The sequence below is a fragment of the Streptomyces sp. NPDC022552 genome (genome assembly GCF_055561875.1).
The window spans coordinates 33,311-57,099 of sequence record NZ_JBVHGJ010000007.1; the positions used below are offsets into that span (position 1 = coordinate 33,311).

The following is a 23,789-nucleotide window of genomic DNA, read 5'->3' on the forward strand; positions in this document are numbered from 1 at the left end:
TCACGCGTCGTCGCCCTCGCGCATCGGGACGCGGACGCCCTTCTCGTCCGCGACGCGCTCCGCGATGTCGTAGCCCGCGTCGACGTGGCGGATGACGCCCATGCCGGGGTCGTTGGTCAGGACGCGGCGGATCTTCTCGCCGGCCAGCGGCGTGCCGTCGGCGACCGTGACCTGGCCCGCGTGGATGGAGCGGCCCATGCCGACGCCGCCGCCGTGGTGGATGGAGACCCAGGAGGCGCCGGAGGCGACGTTGACCATGGCGTTGAGCAGTGGCCAGTCGGCGATCGCGTCGGAGCCGTCGAGCATGGCCTCGGTCTCGCGGTACGGAGAGGCGACCGAGCCGCAGTCGAGGTGGTCGCGGCCGATCGCGAGGGGCGCGGCGAGGGTGCCGTTGCCGACCATGTCGTTGAACATGTCGCCGGCCTTGTCGCGCTCGCCCTGGCCGAGCCAGCAGATACGGGCGGGCAGGCCCTGGAAGTGGACCCGCTCGCCGGCCATCTTGATCCAGCGGTGGAGGGACTCGTTCTGCGGGAAGAGTTCGAGCATCGCCTTGTCGGTCTTCGCGATGTCCGAGGCCTCGCCCGAGAGGGCGGCCCAGCGGAACGGACCCTTGCCCTCGCAGAAGAGCGGCCGGATGTAGGCCGGTACGAAACCGGGGAAGGCGAACGCGCGGTCGTAGCCCGCGAGCTGGGCCTCGCCCCGGATGGAGTTGCCGTAGTCGAAGACCTCGGCGCCGGCGTCCATGAAGCCGACCATGGCCTCGACGTGCTTGGCCATGGACTCACGGGCGCGGGTCGTGAAGCCCGCCGGGTCCTTGGCGGCGGCGCTCGCCATGTCGTCGAAGTCGACGCCGATCGGCAGGTAGGAGAGCGGGTCGTGGGCCGAGGTCTGGTCGGTCACGATGTCGATCGGGGCGCCCTCGGCGAGCATCTGCGGGAGCAGTTCGGCCGCGTTGCCGAGGAGGCCGATGGAGAGCGGGCGACGGGCGTCCCGCGCCTCGGTCGCCAGCGCCAGCGCGTGGGCGAGGTTGTCGGCCTTCACGTCGAGGTAGCGGTGCTCGATGCGGCGCTCGATCGCGCGGGGGTCGACGTCGATACAGATCGCGACGCCGTCGTTCATCGTCACGGCGAGGGGCTGGGCGCCGCCCATGCCGCCGAGGCCGGCGGTGAGGGTGATCGTCCCGGCGAGGGTGCCGCCGAACTTCTTCGCGGCGACGGCGGCGAACGTCTCGTACGTGCCCTGGAGGATGCCCTGGGTGCCGATGTAGATCCACGAGCCGGCCGTCATCTGGCCGTACATGGTGAGGCCGAGGGCTTCGAGGCGCCGGAACTCCTCCCAGTTCGCCCAGTCGCCGACCAGGTTGGAGTTGGCGATGAGCACGCGCGGGGCCCATTCGTGCGTCTGCATGACGCCCACCGGGCGGCCGGACTGGACGAGCATCGTCTCGTCCTGCTTCAGGGTCCGCAGCGTACGCACCATCGCGTCGAAGGAGCGCCAGTCGCGCGCGGCCTTCCCGGTCCCGCCGTAGACGACGAGCTTGTCGGGGTGCTCGGCGACCTCGGGGTCGAGGTTGTTCTGCAGCATCCGGAGGGCGGCCTCCTGCTGCCATCCCAGGGTGCTCAGTTCCGTACCGCGCGGGGCCCGTACGGGGCGGGGTCCTGACATGGGTGCCTCCTCCGATGTGACGTAACTATTCACATCCTGACCTGATGAATAGTTGTAGTCAACAGCTGCGGCGCCACCCGTGCCGGTGGTCCTATGGATCCATGGCATCCCACCGTCGCGATCAGGCCGTCCGCGCCGCCGTCGAGCAGGGCCTCCTCACCCCTTCCTCCGGCCAGGTCGTCGGACTCCTCGACACCGCCGGCATCCGCGCGTCGGCCACCGCCCTCGTCTCCGCCTTCGCCGCCGTCACCGACGCCCCCGTCCTGCACGCCTTCGCCGTGAAGGCCTGCCCGCTCGTGCCCGTCCTGCGCCTCCTGGACGCCTGCGGACTCGGCGTCGAGGTCGCGAGCCCCGGCGAGCTGGCCCTCGCCCGGGCGGCCGACGTCGCCCCGTCCCGTACCGTGCTCGACTCGCCCGCCAAGACGCGCTCCGAGCTGCGCCAGGCCCTCGCGCTCGGGATCGCCGTCAACGCCGACAACCTCCAGGAGCTGGCCAGGCTCGACGCGCTCGTCACCTCCGCACCGACCGCCTCACCTCTCGGGATCCGGGTGAACCCGCAGGTCGGAGCCGGTTCGATCGGGGCACTCTCGACCGCGACCGCCACCTCCAAGTTCGGGGTGGCCCTCCGGGACGAGGGGGCGCGGGAGGCCGTCGTCCAGGCGTACCTCGACCGGCCCTGGCTGACGCGACTGCACACCCACAGCGGCTCGCAGGGCGTCCCGTTCTCCCTCATGGCCGAGGGCGTCGCCGCCGTGTACGAGCTGGCCGAGGAGATCAACACCAAGGCCGGGCGGCAGCAGATCGACACCGTCGACATCGGCGGCGGACTGCCCGTGAACTTCGCCTCCGACGTGGAGACACCGACGTACGCCGCGTACGCGGCGCTGCTCGCCGAGACCGTGCCCGGTCTCCTCGACGGGCGCTACGGCCTGGTCACCGAGTTCGGCCGCTCACTGCTCGCCAAGCACGGCACCGTCCTCGCCCGCGTCGAGTACACCAAGACCTCCGGCGGACGCCCCATCGCGGTCACCCACGCGGGCGTGCAGGTAGCCACCCGCACCGTCTACGACCCGGCCTCCTGGCCGCTGCGCGTCCTCGCGTACGACTCCGAGGGCCGGCCGCACGACGGGGAGGAGACCGTCCAGGACGTGGCCGGCCCCGCCTGCTTCGCGGGAGACCTGCTCGCCACCGCGCGCCCGCTGCCGCTGCTGCGCCCGGACGACGTCGTGGCTGTGCCGGACACCGGCGCGTACTACTTCGCCCACCACTACGCGTACAACAGCCTGCCCCGGCCGGCCGTGCACGGCTTCACCGTCTCGGACGACGACGGCCATGTCTCGTTCTCGACCGTGCGGACGGCGCAGAGCCTGGACGAGATCGTCGCCGAGGCGGGCGGCGACCGGGCGGACGCCCTGCTGCCGTAGCACTGCGGGCGCTCGTCCGCCCCCGGTGGTTCGATGGAGCCATGGCTACGAAGAGCGTCACCGTCGAGCGCCGGGTCGCGGCATCTCCCGGGCCCGTCTGGGAGGTACTGACGGATCTGCGGGACATGCCACGGATCCTGAGCGGCGTGGAGCGGGTCGAGGTGCTCACCGAGGGCGCCTTCGGGGTGGGCACCCGCTGGCGCGAGACCCGGCGGATGATGGGCAAGGAGGCCACGGAGGAGATGACCGTGACCGAGGCCGAGCCGCCGGACCGCTATGTGACGGTGGCCGAGTCGCACGGAATGCGCTACGTCTCCGAGATCGCGCTGCGGCCGGACGGGCAGGGGGCGACGACGGTACGCATGACGTTCTCGGCGACCCCGGCCGCGGGCAGCCGCACGGGGTTCCTGGCCAAGCTGCTGAGCGGCCTCGGCGCCAAGGCGGTGAGCCGGGCGCTGGCGAAGGACCTGGACGACGTGGCGGCCTCGGTGGAGCGCCGCCACTGACCGTCGCCGGCACCCCGCGTCCGCACCCGGCACCCCCCACCCGTCGCCCGTACGCATGTTCGCTCGCACGAGTGACGGTACGGCGGGCATCAGGTGACGGACGCCCGGGCAGGCACTCTCTCGACGACGCACGGGAGGCCGCCCATGACCACAGCACCACAGACCGACGAGCCCGCGGCCGAGCGGCCCGGTCCGACCGGACAGCCTCCGCTCAAGCGCGCCATCGGGCCCAAGCTGCTGATCCTCTTCGTCATCGGCGACATCCTGGGCACCGGGATCTACGCGACGACCGGCAAGGTCGCGGGCAAGGTCGGCGGCGCGCTCTGGCTGCCCTTCGCGATCGGCTTCGTGGTCGCGCTGCTGACCGCCGCCTCGTACGTGGAGCTGGTCGGCAAGTACCCGAAGGCGGCGGGCGCCGCGCTCTACACGCAGAAGGCGTTCAAGGTCCCCTTCTTCACCTTCATCGTCGCGTTCATGGTGATGTGCTCGGGGCTCTCCTCCGCGAGCGCGGCGGCCCGCGCCTTCAGCGGGGACTACTTCCAGGAGTTCACGGACGCGATCCCGGCCACGCTCATCGCGATCCTCTTCGTCCTCGCCCTCGCCTGTCTCGCGCTGCGCGGGGTGTCGGAGTCCGTGAAGACGAACGTGGTCCTCACGCTCGTCGAGGTCACCGGCCTGCTGATCATTCTCGGGATCGGCGCCTGGGCCGTCCTGAGCGGTGACGGGGAGCCGTCGCGGCTCGGCGAGTTCGAGGCGTCGGGCAGCGGCTACGCACTGATCACGAGCGTGCTGGGGGCCACCGCGCTCGGCTTCTTCGCCTTCGTCGGCTTCGAGGACTCCGTCAACATGGCGGAGGAGACACAGGATCCGGTCCGCACCTTCCCCCGGGCCATCTTCATCGGCGTCGCCGTCACCGGCACCGTCTACGTCCTGGTCGCCCTGGTCTCCTCGCTCCTCGTCGACCACGCGACCCTGGAGAAGTCCAGCGGGCCGCTCCTGGAGGTCGTGAAGGCCGGCGGGGTCGACTTCCCGCCGAAACTCTTCGCGCTGATCGCCCTGTTCGCGGTCACGAACTCCGCGCTCATCAACATCATGATGGCCTCCCGGCTCTGCTACGGCCTCGCCAACGAGCGGGTGCTGCCGCGCGTGATGGGCAGGGTCCTGAAGAACCGCCGCACGCCCCTCACCGGAATCGTCTTCGCCACCGTCCTCACCATCGGTCTGGTCTCCACGGGCGAGATCGAAGGCCTCGGCGACACGACGGCCTTCCTGCTGCTGTGCGTCTTCGCCGTGGTCAACATCGCCGTCCTGGTGCTGCGCAGGGATCGCGTGGAGCACGCCCACTTCCGGACGCCGACGGCGCTCCCGGTCCTCGGCGCCGTCACCGCGCTGGTCCTGGCGAGCCCGCTCGCCGACCGCTCGGCGGACGTGTACGTCCGGGCCGGGGTGCTGCTCGCCATCGGGATCGGGCTGTGGGCGGTCAACAGGGCCGTCCTGCGCGTGCGCGGGGAGGACTGAGGCGCGCGCGGAGCCCTCAGGGGACACCCCCTGGGTGCCGGGGGCGAATTCAAGCAAGCGGACGGCATGTTCCGATGGAAAATGCCAGAACTCCTCCCCATCACCGGAACGTTGAGTAACGTCACGGTCACTGCCGTACGTCCGCGCGCTGCATCGGGAGGGGAATCCGCGTGCCTGGAATCGACGAGTGCCTGCTGGAGGCCATGAGCCTGCCGGGCGCGCGCGGGGCCTGGCTGGTCGACTGGACCAGCGGGCTCGCCCTCGGCGCGGCGGGCGACTCGCCGGTCGGTGACCACGAGACGACGGCGGCCGAGGCGGCCGAACTGGCGCGCGCGGCAGCGGAGTACGACTCCTTCGCAGGTGTCCCTGCGCCGACGACGGCCATCGTACTGGCCACGGCGAACGCGAGGGCGTCGAACGCCCGGGCCACGAGCCCCGGTCCGGAAAGACCGGCCCGCGAAGGCGGGTTACCCAAGGGACCGCCCGTCGAAGATCTGATCGTCACCACCCGCAGCGGCTATCACGTCCTGCGTTTCGTCGACACCGCCTTCGACAGCAGCGTCTTCCTCCACCTGTGGCTTGACCGGGACACCGGCAACCTCGCGCTCGCCCGTCTCAGACTGCGCGACCTCGCCGAGAGGCTGGTGCTCGGATGACCGTCTCCCCCATGCTCGTCCGGCTCGCCGCCGAGCGGGCGACCGGCGCCCTGCTCCGCGACCACGGCACGCTCTACCTCGTCGACGGCCGCGTCGTGCACGCCGAGAGCCCCGCCGCCCCCGGGCTGGACGTCCTGCTGACCACCGGCGGACGGCTGCCGCGCGAGGGCTGGGACGAGGCCGTCGACCGGGCCGGCGCGCGCCGCGAGGTCGGCAGGTTCCTGGTGGAGAGCGGCCGGCTGCGCGACGGCGAGCTGGAGATCTGCCACCTCGGCGCGGTCTTCGACGCGGCGTTCTTCGCCCTCGCCCCCGCCACCGGCCCGACCCGCTTCCGTTACGGGGTGGCCCACTGGTTCGGCCCGGTGCGCCCGGTCTCCACCGAGGCCGTCGAGCGCGAGACGGTACGCCGCCGTGAACTGCTCGACAGCGTCTGGCCGTACGGAACGGTGGACACGGCCCCGGTCGTCGTCCGCGCCCCCGCCCCGGGGCAGACGGTGAGCCTGCGTCAGCGGGCGCTGCTGGCCGCAGCCGACGGGAGGCGTACGCCCGCGGACATCGCGCGCCTGCTGGGGCGCCCGGCCTTCCACACGCTTCTCGACGTCCGCCGGCTCGCCGCCGCCGGCCTCGTGGAGACCCCGCCCGACCCCATGGCGGCCGCCCCGCCCACCGTCCCTGCCTGGGTCGGCGAGTTCGCGGCCGATCCGGACATCGCCCTGCTGCGCCGGCTCCGCGACGCCCTGGAGGCAAGTCTGTGATGAGGCGTGCCCTGCGCCTGCGCGCCGAGAGGAGATTACTGATGTCCGCAGAAGCCGAGGTACTCGGCGAGCTGAGACGGCTGCGGGCCCGACTGCCCCAGCTCACGGGGGCGCTCGCGGCGAGCGCCGACGGCCTGGTCCTCGCCCATGACACGGCCGACACGGGGGCGGAGGGAGTGGCCGCGCTGACCGCGGCGGCCCTCGGCGTGGCCCAACGGCTGACCGAGTCCACCGGGCAGGGCGCCTTCCGCGAACTGCTCGTCCGGGGCGAGGAAGGCTATGTCGCCACGTACGCGGCAGGAGGCTCCGCCGTGCTGACGCTGCTCGCCGAGCCCCGGATCAACGTGGGCCGGCTCCATCTGGAGGCCCGGCGGTCCAGTGCCCGGATAGGCGAGCTGGTCGACGGGGCGCTGGAGCGCAAGGACCTGAACCGACACCAGGCGTAGCCGCACCTCGAGTGCGCACCGCGATGCAGACCGAACGAAGACCGAACGAGAACCGAAACCGAACCGGAAAAGGAAGTGCGACACCCATGGCGAACACCGAGACCGCTCTGAAGGAAGCCGCGACCATCGAGGGCGCCATCGGCGCCGCGCTGGTCGACTACACCAGCGGCATGGCCCTCGGCACTATCGGCGGCGGCAAGGATCTCGACCTGACCGTGGCGGCGGCCGGCAACACGGACGTGGTCCGCGCCAAGGTCAGGACGATGGAGATGCTCGGCCTCCAGGAGGACATCGAGGACATCCTGATCACGCTCGGCACCCAGTACCACCTGATCCGACTGCTGAAGGGGCGCGGGACGAACGGCCTGTTCCTGTACCTGGCGCTGAACAAGGACCGGGCGAACCTGGCGATGGCGCGCCACCAGCTGAGGAAGATCGAGGCCGAGCTCGAGGTCTGAGAGCCCGCTACTCCACGAACAGGCCGCGAGCCGCCGCCTTGGTGTCGAACTCCTCCAGGCGGGCCTGGGCGTCGGGCAGTTCGTCCGCCATCGCCTCCAGGAGCACGCGGCCGAGCAGCATCGGGGCGCAGGCCGTGTCGAAGGCGAGCCCGGTGCCCACGGCGGCCGGGATCAGCAGGTCACTGTGGGCGGCGACGGGCGCGAACGCCGACTCGGCGACCGTCACCACGCTCACTCCCGCTCCCTGGGCGTACTCCAGGGCCTCGACGACCTCGCGCGGGTGGCGGGGCAGCGCGAAGCAGAGCAGGGCCGTGGCCCCGGCCCGTACCGCCGCGTCGATGCGGTCGGTGAGCATCGAGCCGCCCTCGTCGAGGAGGCGGACGTCGGGATGGACCTTGGCGGCGAAGTACGCGAAGCCGCGCGCCTGCGAGGAGGCGGCCCGCAGCCCGAGGACGGGCAGCGGCCGCGAGGCGGCGAGCAGCCGCCCGGCGCGGACGACGGGACCGGGGTCGGCGAGGAGCTCGGCGAGGTGGCGGAGGTTCTCGATCTCGGCGAGGACGGCCTGCTGGTACTCGTTGTGCTCGCCCGCCTCCCCCGACGCCTCCCCGGCGGGGGCGACCTCCCGCAGGTGGCGGCGCAGGGCGGGATAGCCGTCGAAGCCCAGGGCGACGGCGAAGCGGGTGACGGAGGGCTGGCTGACGCCGGCCAGGTCCGCCAGCTCCACGCTGGACAGGAACGCCACGTCACCGGCGCGGCGCACCATGCAGTGCGCGATCCGTCGCTGTGTCGGTGTCAGCCGGTGCCCCTCGAAGAGCGCCTGCAGCCGTCCGGCCGGGCTGTCGCTCACGCCGTCCCCCTTCCGCCTATTCATTCACCTTGAACTCTGCATGAAGATATGCAGGAGGGCAAGAAATGCGGGGGTACCCCTACTGACACGTGGGGTGGGCGCTCCCTACGGTGACGAGTATGGACAGCCGCGACCCCGCCCGCACCGACGAGTTCAAGACCGAGCTGGACGCCACTCTGCACGCCCGGCGGGAGCTGGGAGCGGAGTACGAGTCCGCGCTCATCGAGTCCTTCCTCGGCAAGGTGGAACAGAGCCTGGAGACGACGATCGACCGCCAGGTCCGTCGCCGCACGGCCGAGCAGCAGGTGGCGACGGCCCGCGGCGTCCGCCCGCCGGGATCCGGGCCGGAGGGCTTCGGCGAGCGCTACGGCTTCGGGATCATCTCGCTGCTCCTCGCGATCCCCCTGTCCGCGATCGCCGTCGCGCAGGCGGACCTGGAAGGCCTGATCGTGGCCTGGCTCGGCATCGTCGGCGTGAACTTCGTCCACGCCACCCGGGGCCGCCTTCAGCTCGGCCCGAAGCGCGACGACGACCGGGACGCCTTCTGACGCCTGAGGCGGGGCGGCCCAGCGCCTGAGGCGGGGCGGCGACGAGCCCGAAAAAGAGGAAGGCGGGGACCGCCGCACCCCCATTGCTGGGGGGCGGGACGACGGCGGTCCCCGCGAGGGACACGGGCCCGGGTCAGGGCCGGTCTCGCGTCCGGAAGGCGTCGTCAGGAGGTCCGGGAGCCGCTCCGTTGTCCTTGACGCCGACAGAGAACACTGTGCCGGACGCGTGTTAAGCGGGTGCTGCGCGTACGTGTCGCGCTCGTACCGATTGCGCGAACGCCCGCTCGACCACGCGTCGCGCTACTTCGTGGCGCCCTTCGCCCCGCCGTTCGCCAGGAACGCGAGCAGGTCCTGACGGCTCACCACACCCGTCGGCTTGCCCTCGACCAGCACGATCGCCGCGTCCGCCGACTCGCCGAGCACGGACATCAGGTCGGCGACCGGCTCACCCGAGCCGACCTGCGGCAGCGGCGCGCTCATGTGACGCTCCAGCGGGTCCTCCAGGTTCGCCCGCTTGGTGAACAGCGCGTCGAGGAGCTCGCGCTCGACGACCGAGCCGACGACCTCCGCCGCCATGACGTCCGGGTGACCGGCACCCGGCTTGACGATCGGCATCTGCGAGACGCCGTACTCCCGCAGCACCTCGATGGCCTGGCCGACCGTCTCCTCCGGGTGCATGTGGACCAGGGAGGGCAGGCCGCCCTCCTTGTGCCGCAGCACGTCGGCGACGGTGGCGGAGGAGGTGTCCTCCAGGAAGCCGTAGTCGGCCATCCACTCGTCGTTGAAGATCTTGGACAGGTAGCCGCGGCCGGAGTCCGGCAGGATCACGACCACGACGTCGTCCGGGCCGAGCTCCTTGGCGACCTCGAGCGCGGCGACGACCGCCATGCCGCAGGAGCCGCCCACCAGGAGGCCCTCCTCCTTGGCGAGGCGGCGGGTCATCTGGAAGGAGTCCTTGTCGGAGACCGCGACGATACGGTCCGTGACGTTCCGGTCGTACGCGGTGGGCCAGAAGTCCTCACCGACGCCCTCGACCAGGTACGGCCGGCCGGAGCCGCCGGAGTAGACCGACCCCTCGGGGTCGGCGCCGACGACGGTGACCTTGCCGCCGCTGATCTCCTTCAGGTACCCGCCGGTGCCGGAGATCGTGCCTCCGGTACCGATGCCCGCGACGAAGTGGGTGATCTTCCCGTCCGTCTGCTCCCAGAGCTCGGGACCGGTGGTCTCGTAGTGGGAGCGGGGGTTGTTCGGGTTGGAGTACTGGTCCGGCTTCCAGGCGCCCGGGGTCTCACGGACGAGGCGGTCGGACACGTTGTAGTACGAGTCGGGGTGTTCGGGGTCGACGGCGGTGGGGCAGACCACGACCTCGGCGCCGTACGCCCGAAGCACGTTGATCTTGTCCGTGGACACCTTGTCGGGGCAGACGAAGATGCACTTGTAGCCCTTCTGCTGGGCCACGATCGCAAGGCCGACACCGGTGTTCCCGGATGTGGGCTCGACGATGGTGCCGCCGGGCTTGAGCGCCCCGCTCTCCTCGGCCGCCTCGATCATGCGCAGGGCGATGCGGTCCTTGACCGAGCCGCCGGGGTTGAAGTACTCGACCTTGGCCAGGACGGTCGCCTGGATTCCCGCCGAGACGTTGTTGAGCTTCACCAGCGGGGTGTTGCCGACGAGGCTGATCATCGAGTCGTGGAATTGCACCGTAATCTCCGGGGTCTCCGTAATGGTGCGTCCAGCGTATGCGTAGTCGGAGCGGGTTACGGGGCAGTTACATCCTGAACGGCTTGAAGGAGGTGACTGCCCCCATGTCGAGGGCGAGGGTGGCACGGCGGATCGCGGCGGGCGCGGCGTACGGCGGCGGGAGCATCGGACTGCTCGGTGTGGCGGCGGTGGGTGTGGTCCTGGCCGAGGTGCAGCTGGCGAAGCGGAACGTGGGGGGCGGGGTGGCACCCCTGCCACCGGGGGCGGAAGGGCTGTACGGGCGCTCGTTCGCGGCCTCGGATCCCGGCTCGGACCCTCTTCGACTGGCCCTTCTGGGTGATTCGACGGCGGCGGGTCAGGGCGTACGTCGCGCGGGACAGACCCCGGGAGCGCTGCTGGCCTCGGGGCTCGCGGCGGTGGCCGAGCGGCCGGTGGTGCTGCGGAATGTGGCACTGCCGGGTGCACGCTCGGACGATCTTGAACGTCAGGTGTCACTGTTGCTGTCCGCTCCGTCGGGCCCGCCGGACGTGGGCGTGATCATGATCGGCGCGAACGACGTCACCCACCGGATGCCGGCCACGGAGTCGGTGCGGCTGCTCGCGGCCGCGGTGCGGCGGCTGAGGACCGCCGGGGCGGAGGTGGTCGTCGGGACCTGCCCGGATCTGGGGACGATCGAGCCGGTCTACCAGCCGTTGCGGTGGATGGCGCGGCGGGTGTCGCGGCAGCTGGCGGCGGCGCAGACGATCGTGGTGGTGGAGCAGGGCGGGCGGACGGTGTCGCTGGGCGATCTGCTGGGCCCGGAGTTCGCGGCGAACCCGCGGGAGATGTTCGGGGCGGACAACTACCACCCGTCGGCGGAGGGGTACGCGACGGCGGCGATGGCGGTGCTGCCGACGGTGTGCGCGGTGCTCGGCGTGTGGCCGGAAACCGACCGTCTGGAGCCGGACCGCCACGAGGACATGCTGCCGGTGGCGAAGGCGGCGGCGGAGGCGGCGAAGGAGGCCGGTACGGAGGTCACGGGCGCGCGGGCGCCGTGGGCCCTGCTCAAGCACCGCCGTCGCCGGCGGCTCGCGGAACCGGCCCCGGCCCCGGACCCCGCCACCTCCCCGGAGGAGGCCCACCGGCCCTGAGAGACCCCCGCCCCCGCCCCCGCGGGACCGATCGACTGAGCGGTCGCTTAGAAAAGAGGTCCGCGTCACACCGCTCGGGCGGTGACCCGTGCCGTACGTGCAGGTAACTTCCCTTTCAGTCCGTCCACCCCGCCGCATCCTTCTGGAGCCGTGATGCCCGAAGCCGTCATCGTCTCGACCGCCCGCTCCCCGATCGGCCGGGCCTTCAAGGGCTCCCTGAAGGACCTGCGGCCCGACGACCTCACCGCCACGATCATCCAGGCCGCCCTCGCCAAGGTCCCCGAGCTGGACCCGCGCGACATCGACGACCTGATGCTCGGCTGCGGCCTCCCCGGCGGCGAGCAGGGCAACAACCTGGGCCGGATCGTCGCCGTCCAGATGGGGATGGACCACCTCCCCGGCTGCACGATCACCCGCTACTGCTCGTCCTCCCTCCAGACCTCCCGTATGGCGCTGCACGCCATCAAGGCGGGCGAGGGCGACGTCTTCATCTCGGCCGGTGTCGAGATGGTCTCCAGCTTCGCGAAGGGCAACTCGGACTCCCTGCCCGACACCCACAACCCCCTCTTCGCCGACGCCGAGGCCCGTACCGCCGCCGTAGCCGCGTCGGAGGGCTCCACCTGGCACGACCCGCGCGAGGACGGCCTCGTCCCGGACGCGTACATCGCCATGGGCCAGACCGCAGAGAACCTGGCGCGCTGGAAGGGCATCAGCCGCCAGGAGATGGACGAGTTCGGCGTACGGTCCCAGAACCTCGCCGAGCAGGCCATCAAGAACGGCTTCTGGGAGCGCGAGATCACCCCGGTCACGACCCCGGACGGCACCGTCGTCAGCACGGACGACGGCCCGCGCGCCGGCGTCACCCTGGAGGGCGTGCAGGGCCTCAAGCCGGTCTTCCGCCCCGACGGCCTGGTCACCGCCGGCAACTGCTGCCCGCTCAACGACGGCGCCGCCGCGCTCGTGATCATGTCCGACACCAAGGCCCGCGAGCTCGGCCTGACCCCGCTCGCCCGCATCGTCTCCACCGGCGTCTCGGGTCTCTCCCCCGAGATCATGGGCCTCGGCCCGGTCGAGGCCTCCAAGCAGGCCCTCAAGCGCGCCGGCCTGACGATCGGCGACATCGACCTGGCCGAGATCAACGAGGCCTTCGCCGCCCAGGTCATCCCGTCCTACCAGGACCTGGGCCTGGACCTGGACAAGGTGAACGTCAACGGTGGCGCCATCGCCGTCGGCCACCCCTTCGGCATGACCGGCGCCCGCATCACCGGCACGCTGATCAACAGCCTCCAGTTCCACGACAAGCAGTTCGGCCTTGAGACCATGTGCGTCGGCGGCGGCCAGGGCATGGCCATGGTGATCGAGCGGCTGAGCTGAACCCGTCATGGGGGCGCTCGACAGCGCTCCCATGGCCTTCTGACGCGGATTCCAACCGTCCCGCGTCCCAGCCGTGACCGAATCTCCCCCAGGATGTGACCTATGTCCCGGGGGAGAGTCGTTCCCGCAGGTCACAGCAGTTCCGGGGTTAAACACCGGGCCCAAATACCTGTCCATTTCGTGACGTAATGCACTGACAGGGGGCGCACTCCCAGGACAAGCTGATGTAGGAAGTCGGGGGGATCGACTCGGAATCGGGAGTACGTCAGTGAGCGCCATGTCTCTTGCCCTGCTGGTGACCACGGCCGCCGCCACGGCCGTGGGCGCCGCCGCCCTGCACGCCGCCCACGGTCTCCGTAAGCAGGTCGTCGCCCTGCGTGGCGAACTCGCCGCCGCGCGCGGAGTGTCCGTCCCGCACGCCCGCGAGACGCCCGCCTCGGAGATACGCGCCGCGGTCGCGGAGGCGCTCGCCGAGGAGCGCGAGCGCGAGCTCGCCGAGGCGCGTGCCTTCTGGGCGGCCCAGGAGGCCCGTGACGCGGCCGACGCACCCTCCCTGCTGGGCGGCCTCGGCGGCCCAGCCGAGGACGGCGGCCCCTTCTACGTGCCGCGCCAGGCCGACTTCGCGGGCCTGGAGGCCATGGCCCTGGAGGCGATGGAGGCCGAGGCCGCCGCGCTCGACGGCACCGGGGTCGACAGCGTCCTGGAGGAGTTCCCGGAGCTGACCGAGTACGCGGAGGACTCCCCCGAGCTCGCCGCGGCCCGCCGCCGCCACCCCTCGCACCCGGACTTCGTCCCGGTGCAGACGCCCGTCGTCACCGACCACGAGCGCACCGTGGCCCGCCTGGAGGAGCTCGCCGACACGCGCACCGCGCTGACGGACGTACGCCCCGGCCCGCTCGGCACGCTCGACGTGTACGTCTTCGCCGACGGCACCACGCTCTGCATGACGCCCGGCCACCGGGAGACCGCGGAGCGCCTCGCCGAGGCCCTGCGCGCCGGCCGTACGCCGGTCCTGCTCGGCGGCTCCGGCGTATCGGGCGCGTACGCCCTGACGTTCTCCTTCGGAGAGGCGGACGACGAGAACGTCTACATCCTCGCCGACCGCGTGATCGCCTCGCTCTGACCCGGCCCGGCGGCCGCACGGCCGCCACGGGCACCGGCGGTCCCGAGCCGGCGCCGGCACCGGCGCCCAGCAGGCGCCTACAGTCCCGAGCGCCCCACCGCCTCACGTACCAGCCTCACGGCCTCGCCCAGTTCCCGTTCCCGGGGGCCGGCCGGGGCCGTTCGCAGAGCCTCCGCCAGATCGGTTCCCGCGACGAGCAGTTGGTCGGCGACGGTGAACACGCCCGCGTCCGGCATGATCCGGCCCTCGTCCCGCACCGCCCCCGGCTCCTCGATCCGCTGCGCCCACAGCGCCAACTCCCTGGCCAGCGCCAGCCCTTCGGCGGCGGCGCCACGCTGGAGGCGGCTCTGCGGGGCGGCCCGCAGCCGGTCGGCGAACCGTTCGACGGCGGCGGTCAGTTCAGTCGTATCGAGCACTCCGCGACCCTACGCGCCCTCCACGCACTGTTGCCAACGCGCCGACGCTCGGGCACGGTGTCGGGAAGGAGCACACGGCAACACGCGTCCGGAGGCGCCGATGTCCCACGCATTCTCCGAAGAGACCCACCGCAACCTGCTCGCCCGTATCCCGCATTGCACCGGTCGTGAGATCTCCGACTGGCTCCGCACCGTCGAGGAAGGCCCCTCCCTCGTCCGCTTCGAGGAGAAGGTCAGCTGGCTCCGGGGCGAGCACGACCTCGCGTACGGCCACGCGAAGGCGATCATCCACGAGTACGACCTTCGACGAGCGGCCCGCAGACTGCTCTGACGGCGCCCCGGGTAGAGTGGGAGAACGATGGATCTCCCACCCCCGGGGGTGAAGCGACGATGGACACCGAGACCGCCGAGGCGCGGCTTCTGGAGGCCGCCGAGGAGCTTTTCGACGAGCGCGGGGTGCAGGCGGTCGGCATGGACGCCATCCGTACCGCGTCCGGCGTCTCGCTCAAGCGCCTCTACCAGCTCTATCCGTCCAAGGACCATCTGGTGTGGGCCGTCCTGAACCGTCGCGACGTCGCCGTGCGCGAGGCCATCGCCGCCCACGGAGCCGCCCGCGCCACCACCCCGTACGAGCGCGTCCTGGCGGTCTTCGACTACCTCGGCGAGTGGTTCGCCGACCCCGGCTTCCGAGGCTGCGCCTTCATCAACACCTTCGGCGAGATGGGCGGCATCTCACCGGACGTCGCCGGCATCGCCCGCGGGCACAAGCAGGCCCTGCGGGGGTACTTCGCCGAGCAGACCGTCGCCCTCGGGGCTCCCGGGGAGCTGGCCGACCAGCTGGCGCTGCTCGCCAACGGCGCCATGGTCGTCGCGGGCATCGACGGCTCCCCCGAGCCGGCCGCCCGGGCGAAGGACGCGGCACACGTCCTCCTGGACGCGGCGCTCAGGGGCTGACCGTGCCCACGTGACACGGAGACGCGGAAGGGCCCGCCCGGCGGAAGCCGGACGGGCCCTTCGTCACACATGGGTGTGCGCACGCGTCGTGCGTCAGTCGTTGCCCTGCAGGATCGACAGCACACGCAGCATCTCGAGGTAGATCCACACCAGGGTCAGGGTGAGGCCGAAGGCCGCCAGCCAGGACTCCTCGCGCGGGGCGCCGTAGTTCACGCCGTCCTCGACCTGCTTGAAGTCCAGGGCGAGGAAGCAGGCACCGAGGATGATGCCGATGACACCGAAGAGGATGCCGAGGCCGCCGCTGCGGAAGCCCAGGCCGTCACCGGCGCCGTCGAAGAGCGAGAAGAGCGCGTTGACCGCCATCAGCAGGATGAAGCCGATCGCGGCCGCCATCACGAAGCCGTAGAAGCGGCGCGTGACGCGGATCCAGCGCATCTTGTACGCGATCAGCACACCGGCGAAGACCGCCATCGTGCCGAGCACCGCCTGCGCGACGACACCGGGCGAGATGTACGTCGAGACGGTGGCCGAGATCACGCCGAGGAAGACACCCTCGAACGCCGCGTACGCCAGGATCAGGGCCGGCGAGGGCTTGCGCTTGAAGGACTGCACCATCGCCAGGACGAAGGCCACCAGGGCGGCGCCGATGGCGATGCCGTAGGACTTGCCGAGGTTCGCCTCGTCGACCGGCAGCAGGAACCACGCCAGGGCGGCGGTGACCACGACCGTGCCGAGCGTCATGGCCGTACGGCTCACGACGTCGTCGATCGTCATCACATTGCCGCGTGCCTGCTGCGGGGCGCCGAGCTGGGTGTCCTGCGCGTACGGGTTGGTCGCGTACGGGTTCGTCGCGCCTTCGGCGTACGGGTTGGTTCCGACGGCGGGGCCCCCGGCCTGCGGCTGCGGCGGCGCGCTGAAGCCGGCGTGGCCGTTGTCGCGGCTGAACCCCCGTCGCGAGAAGACCGGGTTGCTGCTCCTCATCTCACTCCTCCATGGCCGCACTGCGCGGCCTTGCGTCAAGAGTAATGCGCAAGCAAAAGAAACTCCCTAGTGCTCGGGGAGGATCTTTCCGAGATCGTTAGGGAATCGCCGGGGTGACAGCGGTCGGCTGTCCCTCGGACGGGCCCGCCCGGCCGGGACCCGGCCGGAGCGTCCGCTCCGGCTCCGTTCGGCCGGTGATCTCCCCGTTCCGCCTGCCCGGGATGAGGCCGCGCATGCCGCCGCCCTCGGGGGATGAGGCACTCGGTGCCGTGTCACGCACCGTTCTCGCACGTCACGCCGTGTGTCCACGTGAGTGCCCGGAACCGGACTCGAACCGGTACGGCCCGAAGGCCAGCGAGGTTTAAGCTCGCCGTGTCTGCATTCCACCATCCGGGCATGGCGCGCGGCTCCGCGTCGGCACATGAGCCTATCGGGATGCTTCGCCCGTTCAGCGGAGCGCCGGCCCGATGTTGTCTTATTTTATTGACGTCTGAGTGTGCGTCAGCGCAGGTGGAGCCTGGTCTGACGGAGTGTGACAGGGCTCGCGGCCGCAAAGGCCCGCCCACCGGAATGACGGAAAGTCGCCGCCTCGACACCGCCGGGAGCGGCACTCCCCCGGGGGGTACCGGTTCTCAGGGACCCCGTCATACCTCAGGAGGAGGGCAGGGCTCCCCGGTCCGACTCCAGTCGCCCCCGGGAACGGGCATGTGGGCGGACGACCCGGCCCTCAACGCTCGACAGGATGGAGTGGTTCCCGAACATCCCGCAGTGACAGGAGTCCCTCGTGACCACCACCCCCACCGTGTCCCGCGCCACCGCGGTGGCCGCCCGCGCCACGGATCTCTCGAAGGTCTACGGACAGGGCGAGACCCAGGTGGTCGCCCTCGACCAGGTCACCGTGGACTTCCGGCAGGGCGAGTTCACCGCGATCATGGGCCCCTCCGGCTCCGGCAAGTCGACCCTGATGCACTGCGTCGCGGGTCTGGACTCCTTCAGCTCCGGATCGGTCCGGCTCGGCGAGACGGAGCTCGGCACCCTCAAGGACAAGCAGCTGACGCAGCTGCGCCGGGACAAGATCGGCTTCATCTTCCAGGCGTTCAACCTGCTGCCGACGCTGACGGCGCTGGAGAACATCACGCTGCCGATGGACATCGCGGGCCGCAAGCCCGACAAGCAGTGGGTGGAGAAGGTCATCGACCTGATCGGCCTGTCCGGCCGGCTGCACCACCGCCCCACGCAGCTCTCCGGCGGCCAGCAGCAGCGCGTCGCCGTCGCCCGCGCGCTCGCCTCCCGCCCCGAGATCATCTTCGGCGACGAGCCGACCGGAAACCTGGACTCGCGCTCGGGCGCCGAGGTCCTGGGCTTCCTGCGCAATTCGGTACGGGAGCTGGGCCAGACGGTCGTCATGGTCACCCACGACCCGGTCGCCGCGTCCTACGCGGACCGCGTGATCTTCCTCGCGGACGGCCGGATCGTCGACGAGATGATCGCCCCGACGGCGGACGGCGTGCTGGACCGCATGAAGGCCTTCGACGCCAAGGGCCGTACGAGCTGAGGCAGCGGCGCCGCCGCGCCGCCCGGGCCCCGGCCCCGACGCCCCGCCCGCGCGGCGAAACGTCACGCCGACCGACGCCCCCGCCCGCGGGCGAAACGTACCGGCGCCCGACGCCGGGCACCCCGGCACCCCGGCGGCGACCGGTGAACGGCCTCCGGCCGCGTGCGCCCCCGCCCTTCCAGCCCTCTCCCTCCCGGCCCGCCCCGCAGGCGCCGGCCACCACCCCAGGACACACACATGTTCCGTACCGCCTTGCGCAACGTGCTCGCGCACAAGGCCCGGCTGCTGATGACCGTGCTCGCCGTCATGCTCGGCGTCGCCTTCGTCTCCGGCACCCTGGTCTTCACCGACACCCTCTCCCAGGCCTTCCGCAACCAGTCCGCGAAGAGCTACGACGACGTCGCCGTCGCCGTGAACCTCTACCCGAGCCAGGAGGAGGCCGCGAAGACGCCCGGCCTCTCCCAGGCCGTGATCGACCGCATCGAGAAGCTCGACGGCGTCACCTCCGTCACCGGCCGGGTCGACGGCTTCGCCGGCGTGCCCGACAAGAACGGCAAGCTGATCGGCGTCGGCTGGTCGAACAAGGGCACCAACTTCGCCCCGGGCGCCGACGGCAAGGACCGGGCGTACGACTTCACCCAGGGCGCGGGCCCGCTCCAGGACGGCCAGATCGCCCTGGACAAGGAGACCGCGGCCAAGGGCGGCTACAAGGTCGGTGACACCGTCCGCGTCGCCACCAACGGCCCGGTGAAGGAGTACACCCTCTCGGGCATCTTCACCACGGACGACGGCGCGGTCAGCGCCGGCGGCAGCCTGGTCCTCTTCGACAACACCGTCGCGCAGAAGCAGTACGTGAAGCCGGGCTTCTACCGGGACGCCATCGTCGTCGCCGCCCCCGGCACCGACGCCGACAAGCTCCTGGACGAGGTCCTGAAGGTCGTCCCGAAGGCCGCCACGGCCCAGACCGGCCAGGCGCTCGCCGACCAGCAGGCCAAGGACATCGAGGCCGGGCTCGGCGCGCTGAAGCAGGTGCTGCTCGGCTTCGCCGGCATCGCCCTCTTCGTCGGCGTCTTCCTGATCGCCAACACCTTCACCATGCTGGTCGCCCAGCGCACCAAGGAGCTCGCGCTGATGCGCGCCGTCGGTGCCTCGCGCAAGCAGATCACCCGCTCCGTCCTCGCCGAGGCCGGTCTGGTGGGCCTGGTGGCCTCTGCCGTCGGCTACGGCCTGGGCATCGCGCTCGCCGTGGGGCTCCGCGCGGGCATGAACGCCTTCGACCTGAAGGTTCCGGGCGGCCCGCTGGTCCTCGGTGCGACCCCGCTCGTCGCCGCGCTCGGCGTCGGTGTCCTGATCACCATGTTCGCCGCCTGGCTGCCCGGCCGCCGCGCCGCCAAGATCCCGCCGGTCGCCGCCATGAGCAGCGTCCACGCCGCCGCGACGACCAAGTCCCTGGTGGTCCGCAACTCCATCGGCGCCGCGATCACCGCGCTCGGCGCGGTCCTGATCGTGCTCGGCGCCGGCAAGGGCGGCGACGACGGCCGGATGTTCATCGCGGGCGGTGCGTTCACCACCCTCATCGGTGTGATCGTGCTGATCCCGCTGCTCTCCCGCCCGGTGATCGCCCTGATCCGTCCGCTGTTCGTGGGTCTCTTCGGGGTCTCCGGCAAGCTCGCCGGCCTCAACGCGGTCCGCAACCCGCGCCGTACCGGCGCCACCGCCTCCGCGCTCGCCATCGGTCTGACCCTGGTCACCGGTCTGACCGTGCTCGGTACGACCGTCGGCGCGGCCCTGGACAAGATGACGACGGATCAGATCCGGGCCGACTACATGATCACCATGGCCGACGGCGCGGGTGACGGCCTGGACGCGTCGGCCCTCGAGGCGATCAGGAAGACGCCGGGCGCCACCGCCGTCTCGCCGCAGCTGGCCGGCTGGTTCACGCTCAAGGGCAAGGACGTCTCGGCCTCCGGTGTCACCCCCGGCGACATCGAGAAGCTCATCAAGCTCAACACCGTGAAGGGCTCGCTCGGCTCGCTGGGCGAGGGCCGGATCGCGATCGCCGAGAAGACCGCGACCAAGCAGGGCTGGAAGGTCGGCGACACGCTGCCGGTCGAGTTCGGGGACAAGAAGAAGGGGAATCTGACGGTCGGCGCGATCTTCGAGGACAGCGAGTTCGTCTCGCCGGTCGTCATCGACGCGAAGATCGTCACCGCCCACGAGCAGCAGTCCTACATCCCGCAGATCTTCGTCTCGATGGACGGCGGCTCCTCGGCGGCCAACGACAAGGCGCTGGCGAAGGCCATGGGCGACAACCCGGCCATCACCGTCATGGACCAGAAGGACATCCGTGACCTGTTCGGCGGCCAGATCAACCTGCTCCTGAACATCATGTACGGCCTGCTGGCTATGGCCCTGATCATCGCGATCCTGGGCGTCGTCAACACCCTGGCCATGTCCGTCTTCGAGCGTCAGCAGGAGATCGGCATGCTGCGGGCGATCGGTCTCGACCGGCGCCGCGTGAAGCGGATGGTCCGTCTGGAGGCCGTGGTCATCTCGCTCTTCGGCGCGGTGGTCGGCATCGGTCTCGGCTCGTTCCTGGGCTGGGCGATCGGCGAGACGTTCAAGAACAGCCTGCCGGGCTACGCACTGGTCCTGCCCTGGGACCGGATCGGGATCTTCCTGGTCCTGGCCGGACTGGTCGGCGTGCTGGCCTCCCTGTGGCCGGCCCGCAGCGCGGCGAGGCTGAACATGCTGACGGCCATCAAGACCGAGTAGCGGCGCCTCGAAGCGAAGGGCCGGGCTCCCCCACGGGAGTCCGGCCCTTCGCCGTTCCCACGGTTACGCCTCCTCGTTCCACACCCGCGGCCGCAGCGCCACGCCCGAGGTGCCCGACTCCGGCGTCTTCACGGCGAGGAACTGGTTCACGCCGATCCGGTTGCGCTCGAAGGAGACCGCGGAGGCCGCCATGTAGAGCCGCCAGATCCGCGCCCGGCCCGGCGAGGTGCTCCGTACGGCTCTCGCCCAGTCGCTCTCCAGGTTGGCCACCCAGCGGCGCAGCGTCAGGGCGTAGTGCTCGCGGATGGCCTCGACGTCGCGCACCTCGAAGCCGGCGTCCTCCAGCGTCGTCAGCGTGCGTCCCATCGGGGCGAGTTCGCCGTCGGGGAAGACGTACGCGTCGATGAAGGCGTCGACCTGGTAGGCCTCCTCGTCCGGCTCGGGGCGGCGGGAGATCTGGTGGTTGAGCAGCCGCCCGCCGGGCTTGAGCAGGGCGTGCAGTACGTCGGCGTACTCGCGGTAGCGGGCCTCGCCGACGTGCTCGGCCATGCCGATGGACGAAATCGCGTCGTACGGCCCGTCCTTGACGTCCCGGTAGTCCTGGACCCGGATCTCGATCCGGTCCGTCAGGCCCTCCTCGGCGATCCGCTTGCGGGCGTAGAGGGCCTGCTCGCGGGAGAGGGTGATGCCGACGACCTGGGCGCCGTACTCGCGGGCCGCGTGCATGGCCATCGAGCCCCAGCCGCAGCCGACGTCGAGGAGCCGGTCGCCCTCCTTCAGGTTCAGCTTGCGGGCGATGAGGTCCAGTTTGTCGCGCTGGGCGTCCTCCAGGGTCCCGCCCTCGGTCCAGTACGCGCACGAGTAGACCATCGACGGCCCGAGGACCAGCGCGTAGAAGTCGTTGCCCACGTCGTAGTGGTGGCTGATCGCCTGTTTGTCGCGGTGCTTGCTGTGCCGCGACCCGGTGCGCCGGCGCACCTCCTCGGCGGGCGGCGCCGGGGGCGGCAGCGGCCCGGCCAGCTTCAGGAACGCCGCCGCGGCGGCCCGCAGCTTCGGGTCGCGTACGGACTCCAGGGCGCTCCTGGTCCCCTCGCCCCGCTCCCAGAGCAGCCCCGCGAGCCGGTCCAGGACCTCGTAGAGATCGCCCTCGACGTCGATCTCACCGGCCACCCAGGCCCGTGCGAGGCCCAGTTCGCCGGGCTTCCACAGCAGCCGGCGCAGGGCGCGCCGCTCCCGGACGATCAGAACGGGGCCGTCCGCGGGGCCGGCTTCGCTGCCGTCCCAGGCTCGCAGCCGCACCGGGAGCGGGGACCCCAGCAGATCCTCCGCGAGAGTGGTCAGCCGCAATGCGGCGTCGGCCATGGTGCACACCTCCGTGATGTCGTGCCCCAGAAATGCTCGTCACCACGTAAACACCGTCCGTAGGCGAAAACAGTCCCGCCGCCGCACAACGACTCCGCAAAACACGCGAAAGGGCCGTCCGCACCACGGATGGCGGACGGCCCTTTCGGTGAACGTCGGGTCCTGCTGTCAGCGCGTCAGGAGGCCTTGGCCTTCTCCTGCGCCGGGGTGGCGGGAGCCGGGGCGGGCTTGGCCGCCTCGTAGAACTCCTCGCGCGGCGTCTCCATGGCACCGAGGGAGACGACCTCACGCTTCAGGAACATCGCGAGGGTCCAGTCGGCGAAGACGCGGATCTTGCGGTTCCAGGTCGGCACGGCCATGCCGTGGTAGCCACGGTGCATGTACCAGGCGAGCCGGCCCTTGAGCTTGATCTTCATCTTGCCCATGACGATCATGGCGACGCCCTTGTGGAGGCCGAGGCCCGCCACAGCGCCCTTGTTGGAGTGCGAGTACTCCTTCTGCGGGAAGCCCCGCATGCCGGAGACCACGTTGTCGCCGAGGACCTTCGCCTGACGCAGCGCGTGCTGGGCGTTCGGCGGGCACCAGGCGTTCTCCACGCCGGCCTTGCGGGCGGCGAGGTCCGGGACCTGGGCGTTGTCGCCGGCGGTCCAGATGTAGTCGGTGCCGGTGACCTGGAGGGTCGGCTGGGCGTCCACGTGGCCGCGCGGGCCGAGCGGGAGGCCGAAGCGGGAGAGCGCCGGGTTGGGCTTGACGCCGGCGGTCCACACGATCGTGTTGGAGTCGACCTCGAGGCCGTTCTTCAGCACGACGTGGCCGTCGACGCACGAGTCCATGGACGTCGAGAGGTAGATCTCGACACCGCGGCCCTCGAGGTGCTCCTTGCCCCAGCGGCCCAGCTCCGGGCCGACCTCGGGAAGGATCTTGTCGGCGGCGTCGACCAGGATGAAGCGCATGTCCTCGCGCTTCACGTTGGTGTAGTACTTCGCCGCGTCGCGGGCCATGTCCTCGACCTCGCCGATGGTCTCCGCGCCGGCGAAGCCGCCGCCCACGAAGACGAAGGTCAGCGCCTTGCGGCGGACCTCCTCGTTGGTCGTGGAGTCGGCCTTGTCGAGCTGCTCCAGGACGTGGTTGCGGAGGCCGATGGCCTCCTCCACGCCCTTCATGCCGATGCCCTGCTCGGCCAGGCCGGGGATCGGGAAGGTACGGGAGACCGCGCCCATCGCGATGACCAGGTAGTCGAACGGCAGGTCGTACGCCTCGCCGACGAGCGGCGCGATCGTGGCGACCTTGCGGTCCTGGTCGATGCTGGTGACGCGACCGGTGAGCACCTCGGCTCCGCGCACGACGCGTCGCAGCGGGACGACGACGTGGCGCGGGGAGATGCTGCCTGCGGCGGCTTCGGGGAGGAAGGGCTGGTACGTCATGTACGAGCGCGGGTCGACGACCGTGACGGTCGCTTCCGCATAACGCATCTTCTTGAGGATGCGTCGAGCTGCGTACAGGCCTACGTACCCACCGCCTACTACGAGGATCCTGGGACGCTCCGTGGTGCTCATGCATCCGAGTATCCACCCCTCCCAGGGGGGTCGCTCGTG

The 23,789-nt window shown here is 71.2% G+C and carries 22 protein-coding genes and 1 tRNA gene; 15 read left to right on the top strand and 8 right to left on the bottom strand.

Annotated features, from left to right (window positions below):
- On the bottom strand, positions 1 to 1,665 hold the full coding sequence (hutU, locus tag ACZ3OF_RS19815; protein WP_361672086.1) for a urocanate hydratase: 1,665 nt from the start codon (positions 1,663 to 1,665) through the stop codon (positions 1 to 3).
- A 101-nt stretch (positions 1,666 to 1,766) separates the two neighbouring features.
- Here hutU and ACZ3OF_RS19820 point away from each other — a divergent pair, with 101 nt between their 5' ends.
- From ACZ3OF_RS19820 to ACZ3OF_RS19850, 7 genes are all read left to right on the top strand, one after another.
- Positions 1,767 to 3,089 carry a type III PLP-dependent enzyme domain-containing protein gene (locus ACZ3OF_RS19820; RefSeq protein WP_361672083.1) on the top strand — a complete coding sequence of 441 codons (1,323 nt, stop codon included), beginning with the start codon at positions 1,767 to 1,769 and terminating at the stop codon, positions 3,087 to 3,089.
- Between the two features lie 41 nt (positions 3,090 to 3,130).
- Positions 3,131 to 3,595 (top strand): SRPBCC family protein, encoded by a 465-nt coding sequence (locus ACZ3OF_RS19825; RefSeq protein ID WP_361672080.1) that lies wholly within the window; start codon positions 3,131 to 3,133, stop codon positions 3,593 to 3,595.
- 144 nt (positions 3,596 to 3,739) lie between these two features.
- Entirely contained in the window at positions 3,740 to 5,113 is a 1,374-nt protein-coding gene (locus ACZ3OF_RS19830; RefSeq protein WP_361672078.1) for an APC family permease, read from the top strand.
- Between the two features lie 170 nt (positions 5,114 to 5,283).
- Positions 5,284 to 5,769 carry a hypothetical protein gene (locus ACZ3OF_RS19835; protein ID WP_361672076.1) on the top strand — a complete coding sequence of 162 codons (486 nt, stop codon included), beginning with the start codon at positions 5,284 to 5,286 and terminating at the stop codon, positions 5,767 to 5,769.
- Complete coding sequence (locus ACZ3OF_RS19840) at positions 5,766 to 6,524, top strand: transcriptional regulator (protein WP_361672073.1); 759 nt, start codon at positions 5,766 to 5,768, stop codon at positions 6,522 to 6,524. The genes ACZ3OF_RS19835 and ACZ3OF_RS19840 overlap by 4 nt, the downstream gene beginning before the upstream one ends.
- Positions 6,524 to 6,970 carry a roadblock/LC7 domain-containing protein gene (locus tag ACZ3OF_RS19845; protein WP_361672072.1) on the top strand — a complete coding sequence of 149 codons (447 nt, stop codon included), beginning with the start codon at positions 6,524 to 6,526 and terminating at the stop codon, positions 6,968 to 6,970. The genes ACZ3OF_RS19840 and ACZ3OF_RS19845 overlap by 1 nt, the downstream gene beginning before the upstream one ends.
- An 86-nt stretch (positions 6,971 to 7,056) precedes the next feature.
- Positions 7,057 to 7,428 carry a hypothetical protein gene (locus ACZ3OF_RS19850; RefSeq protein WP_361672069.1) on the top strand — a complete coding sequence of 124 codons (372 nt, stop codon included), beginning with the start codon at positions 7,057 to 7,059 and terminating at the stop codon, positions 7,426 to 7,428.
- 7 nt (positions 7,429 to 7,435) lie between these two features.
- On the opposite strand, the gene ACZ3OF_RS19855 is transcribed toward ACZ3OF_RS19850, so the two are convergent.
- Complete coding sequence (locus ACZ3OF_RS19855) at positions 7,436 to 8,299, bottom strand: MurR/RpiR family transcriptional regulator (protein ID WP_467305903.1); 864 nt, start codon at positions 8,297 to 8,299, stop codon at positions 7,436 to 7,438.
- A 95-nt stretch (positions 8,300 to 8,394) separates the two neighbouring features.
- On the opposite strand from ACZ3OF_RS19855, the gene ACZ3OF_RS19860 reads away from it, so the two are divergent.
- Positions 8,395 to 8,823, top strand: a complete 429-nt coding sequence (locus ACZ3OF_RS19860) for a hypothetical protein (protein ID WP_361672064.1) — start codon at positions 8,395 to 8,397, stop codon at positions 8,821 to 8,823.
- 300 nt (positions 8,824 to 9,123) lie between these two features.
- Here the strand turns inward: ACZ3OF_RS19860 and ACZ3OF_RS19865 are convergent, their stop codons facing one another.
- Complete coding sequence (locus ACZ3OF_RS19865; RefSeq protein WP_361672062.1) at positions 9,124 to 10,524, bottom strand: cystathionine beta-synthase; 1,401 nt, start codon at positions 10,522 to 10,524, stop codon at positions 9,124 to 9,126.
- Positions 10,525 to 10,643: 119 nt separating this feature from the next.
- Here ACZ3OF_RS19865 and ACZ3OF_RS19870 point away from each other — a divergent pair, with 119 nt between their 5' ends.
- From ACZ3OF_RS19870 to ACZ3OF_RS19880, 3 genes are all read left to right on the top strand, one after another.
- Positions 10,644 to 11,654 carry an SGNH/GDSL hydrolase family protein gene (locus ACZ3OF_RS19870; protein ID WP_361672174.1) on the top strand — a complete coding sequence of 337 codons (1,011 nt, stop codon included), beginning with the start codon at positions 10,644 to 10,646 and terminating at the stop codon, positions 11,652 to 11,654.
- A 153-nt stretch (positions 11,655 to 11,807) separates the two neighbouring features.
- Positions 11,808 to 13,028 carry an acetyl-CoA C-acetyltransferase gene (locus ACZ3OF_RS19875; protein WP_361672060.1) on the top strand — a complete coding sequence of 407 codons (1,221 nt, stop codon included), beginning with the start codon at positions 11,808 to 11,810 and terminating at the stop codon, positions 13,026 to 13,028.
- A 268-nt stretch (positions 13,029 to 13,296) separates the two neighbouring features.
- Positions 13,297 to 14,151 carry a hypothetical protein gene (locus tag ACZ3OF_RS19880; RefSeq protein ID WP_361672057.1) on the top strand — a complete coding sequence of 285 codons (855 nt, stop codon included), beginning with the start codon at positions 13,297 to 13,299 and terminating at the stop codon, positions 14,149 to 14,151.
- A 77-nt stretch (positions 14,152 to 14,228) separates the two neighbouring features.
- On the opposite strand, the gene ACZ3OF_RS19885 is transcribed toward ACZ3OF_RS19880, so the two are convergent.
- Positions 14,229 to 14,567, bottom strand: a complete 339-nt coding sequence (locus tag ACZ3OF_RS19885) for a hypothetical protein (RefSeq protein ID WP_361672055.1) — start codon at positions 14,565 to 14,567, stop codon at positions 14,229 to 14,231.
- A 100-nt stretch (positions 14,568 to 14,667) separates the two neighbouring features.
- Here ACZ3OF_RS19885 and ACZ3OF_RS19890 point away from each other — a divergent pair, with 100 nt between their 5' ends.
- Both ACZ3OF_RS19890 and ACZ3OF_RS19895 read left to right on the top strand, forming a co-directional pair.
- Positions 14,668 to 14,898 (top strand): DUF4287 domain-containing protein, encoded by a 231-nt coding sequence (locus ACZ3OF_RS19890; protein ID WP_352188531.1) that lies wholly within the window; start codon positions 14,668 to 14,670, stop codon positions 14,896 to 14,898.
- A 59-nt stretch (positions 14,899 to 14,957) separates the two neighbouring features.
- Positions 14,958 to 15,521, top strand: coding sequence for a TetR/AcrR family transcriptional regulator (locus ACZ3OF_RS19895; RefSeq protein WP_361672052.1), 564 nt, complete (start codon positions 14,958 to 14,960; stop codon positions 15,519 to 15,521).
- Positions 15,522 to 15,614: 93 nt separating this feature from the next.
- Here the strand turns inward: ACZ3OF_RS19895 and ACZ3OF_RS19900 are convergent, their stop codons facing one another.
- Positions 15,615 to 16,502 carry a Bax inhibitor-1/YccA family protein gene (locus tag ACZ3OF_RS19900; RefSeq protein WP_361672049.1) on the bottom strand — a complete coding sequence of 296 codons (888 nt, stop codon included), beginning with the start codon at positions 16,500 to 16,502 and terminating at the stop codon, positions 15,615 to 15,617.
- Positions 16,503 to 16,816: 314 nt separating this feature from the next.
- Positions 16,817 to 16,898: transfer RNA gene (locus tag ACZ3OF_RS19905), tRNA-Leu, on the bottom strand.
- Between the two features lie 388 nt (positions 16,899 to 17,286).
- Between ACZ3OF_RS19905 and ACZ3OF_RS19910 the strand changes: the two genes are divergently transcribed.
- A complete protein-coding gene (locus ACZ3OF_RS19910) occupies positions 17,287 to 18,057 on the top strand; it encodes an ABC transporter ATP-binding protein (RefSeq protein WP_361672046.1) in 771 nt (256 codons plus the stop codon).
- 237 nt (positions 18,058 to 18,294) lie between these two features.
- Positions 18,295 to 20,832, top strand: a complete 2,538-nt coding sequence (locus ACZ3OF_RS19915; RefSeq protein ID WP_467305910.1) for an ABC transporter permease — start codon at positions 18,295 to 18,297, stop codon at positions 20,830 to 20,832.
- 63 nt (positions 20,833 to 20,895) lie between these two features.
- Here ACZ3OF_RS19915 and ACZ3OF_RS19920 read toward each other — a convergent pair whose 3' ends face one another.
- Both ACZ3OF_RS19920 and ACZ3OF_RS19925 read right to left on the bottom strand, forming a co-directional pair.
- Positions 20,896 to 22,194: a cyclopropane-fatty-acyl-phospholipid synthase family protein gene (locus ACZ3OF_RS19920; RefSeq protein ID WP_361672040.1), complete on the bottom strand. Its 1,299-nt coding sequence runs from the start codon at positions 22,192 to 22,194 to the stop codon at positions 20,896 to 20,898.
- A 176-nt stretch (positions 22,195 to 22,370) separates the two neighbouring features.
- Entirely contained in the window at positions 22,371 to 23,750 is a 1,380-nt protein-coding gene (locus ACZ3OF_RS19925) for an NAD(P)/FAD-dependent oxidoreductase (RefSeq protein ID WP_361672038.1), read from the bottom strand.
- Positions 23,751 to 23,789: the final 39 nt, after the last annotated feature.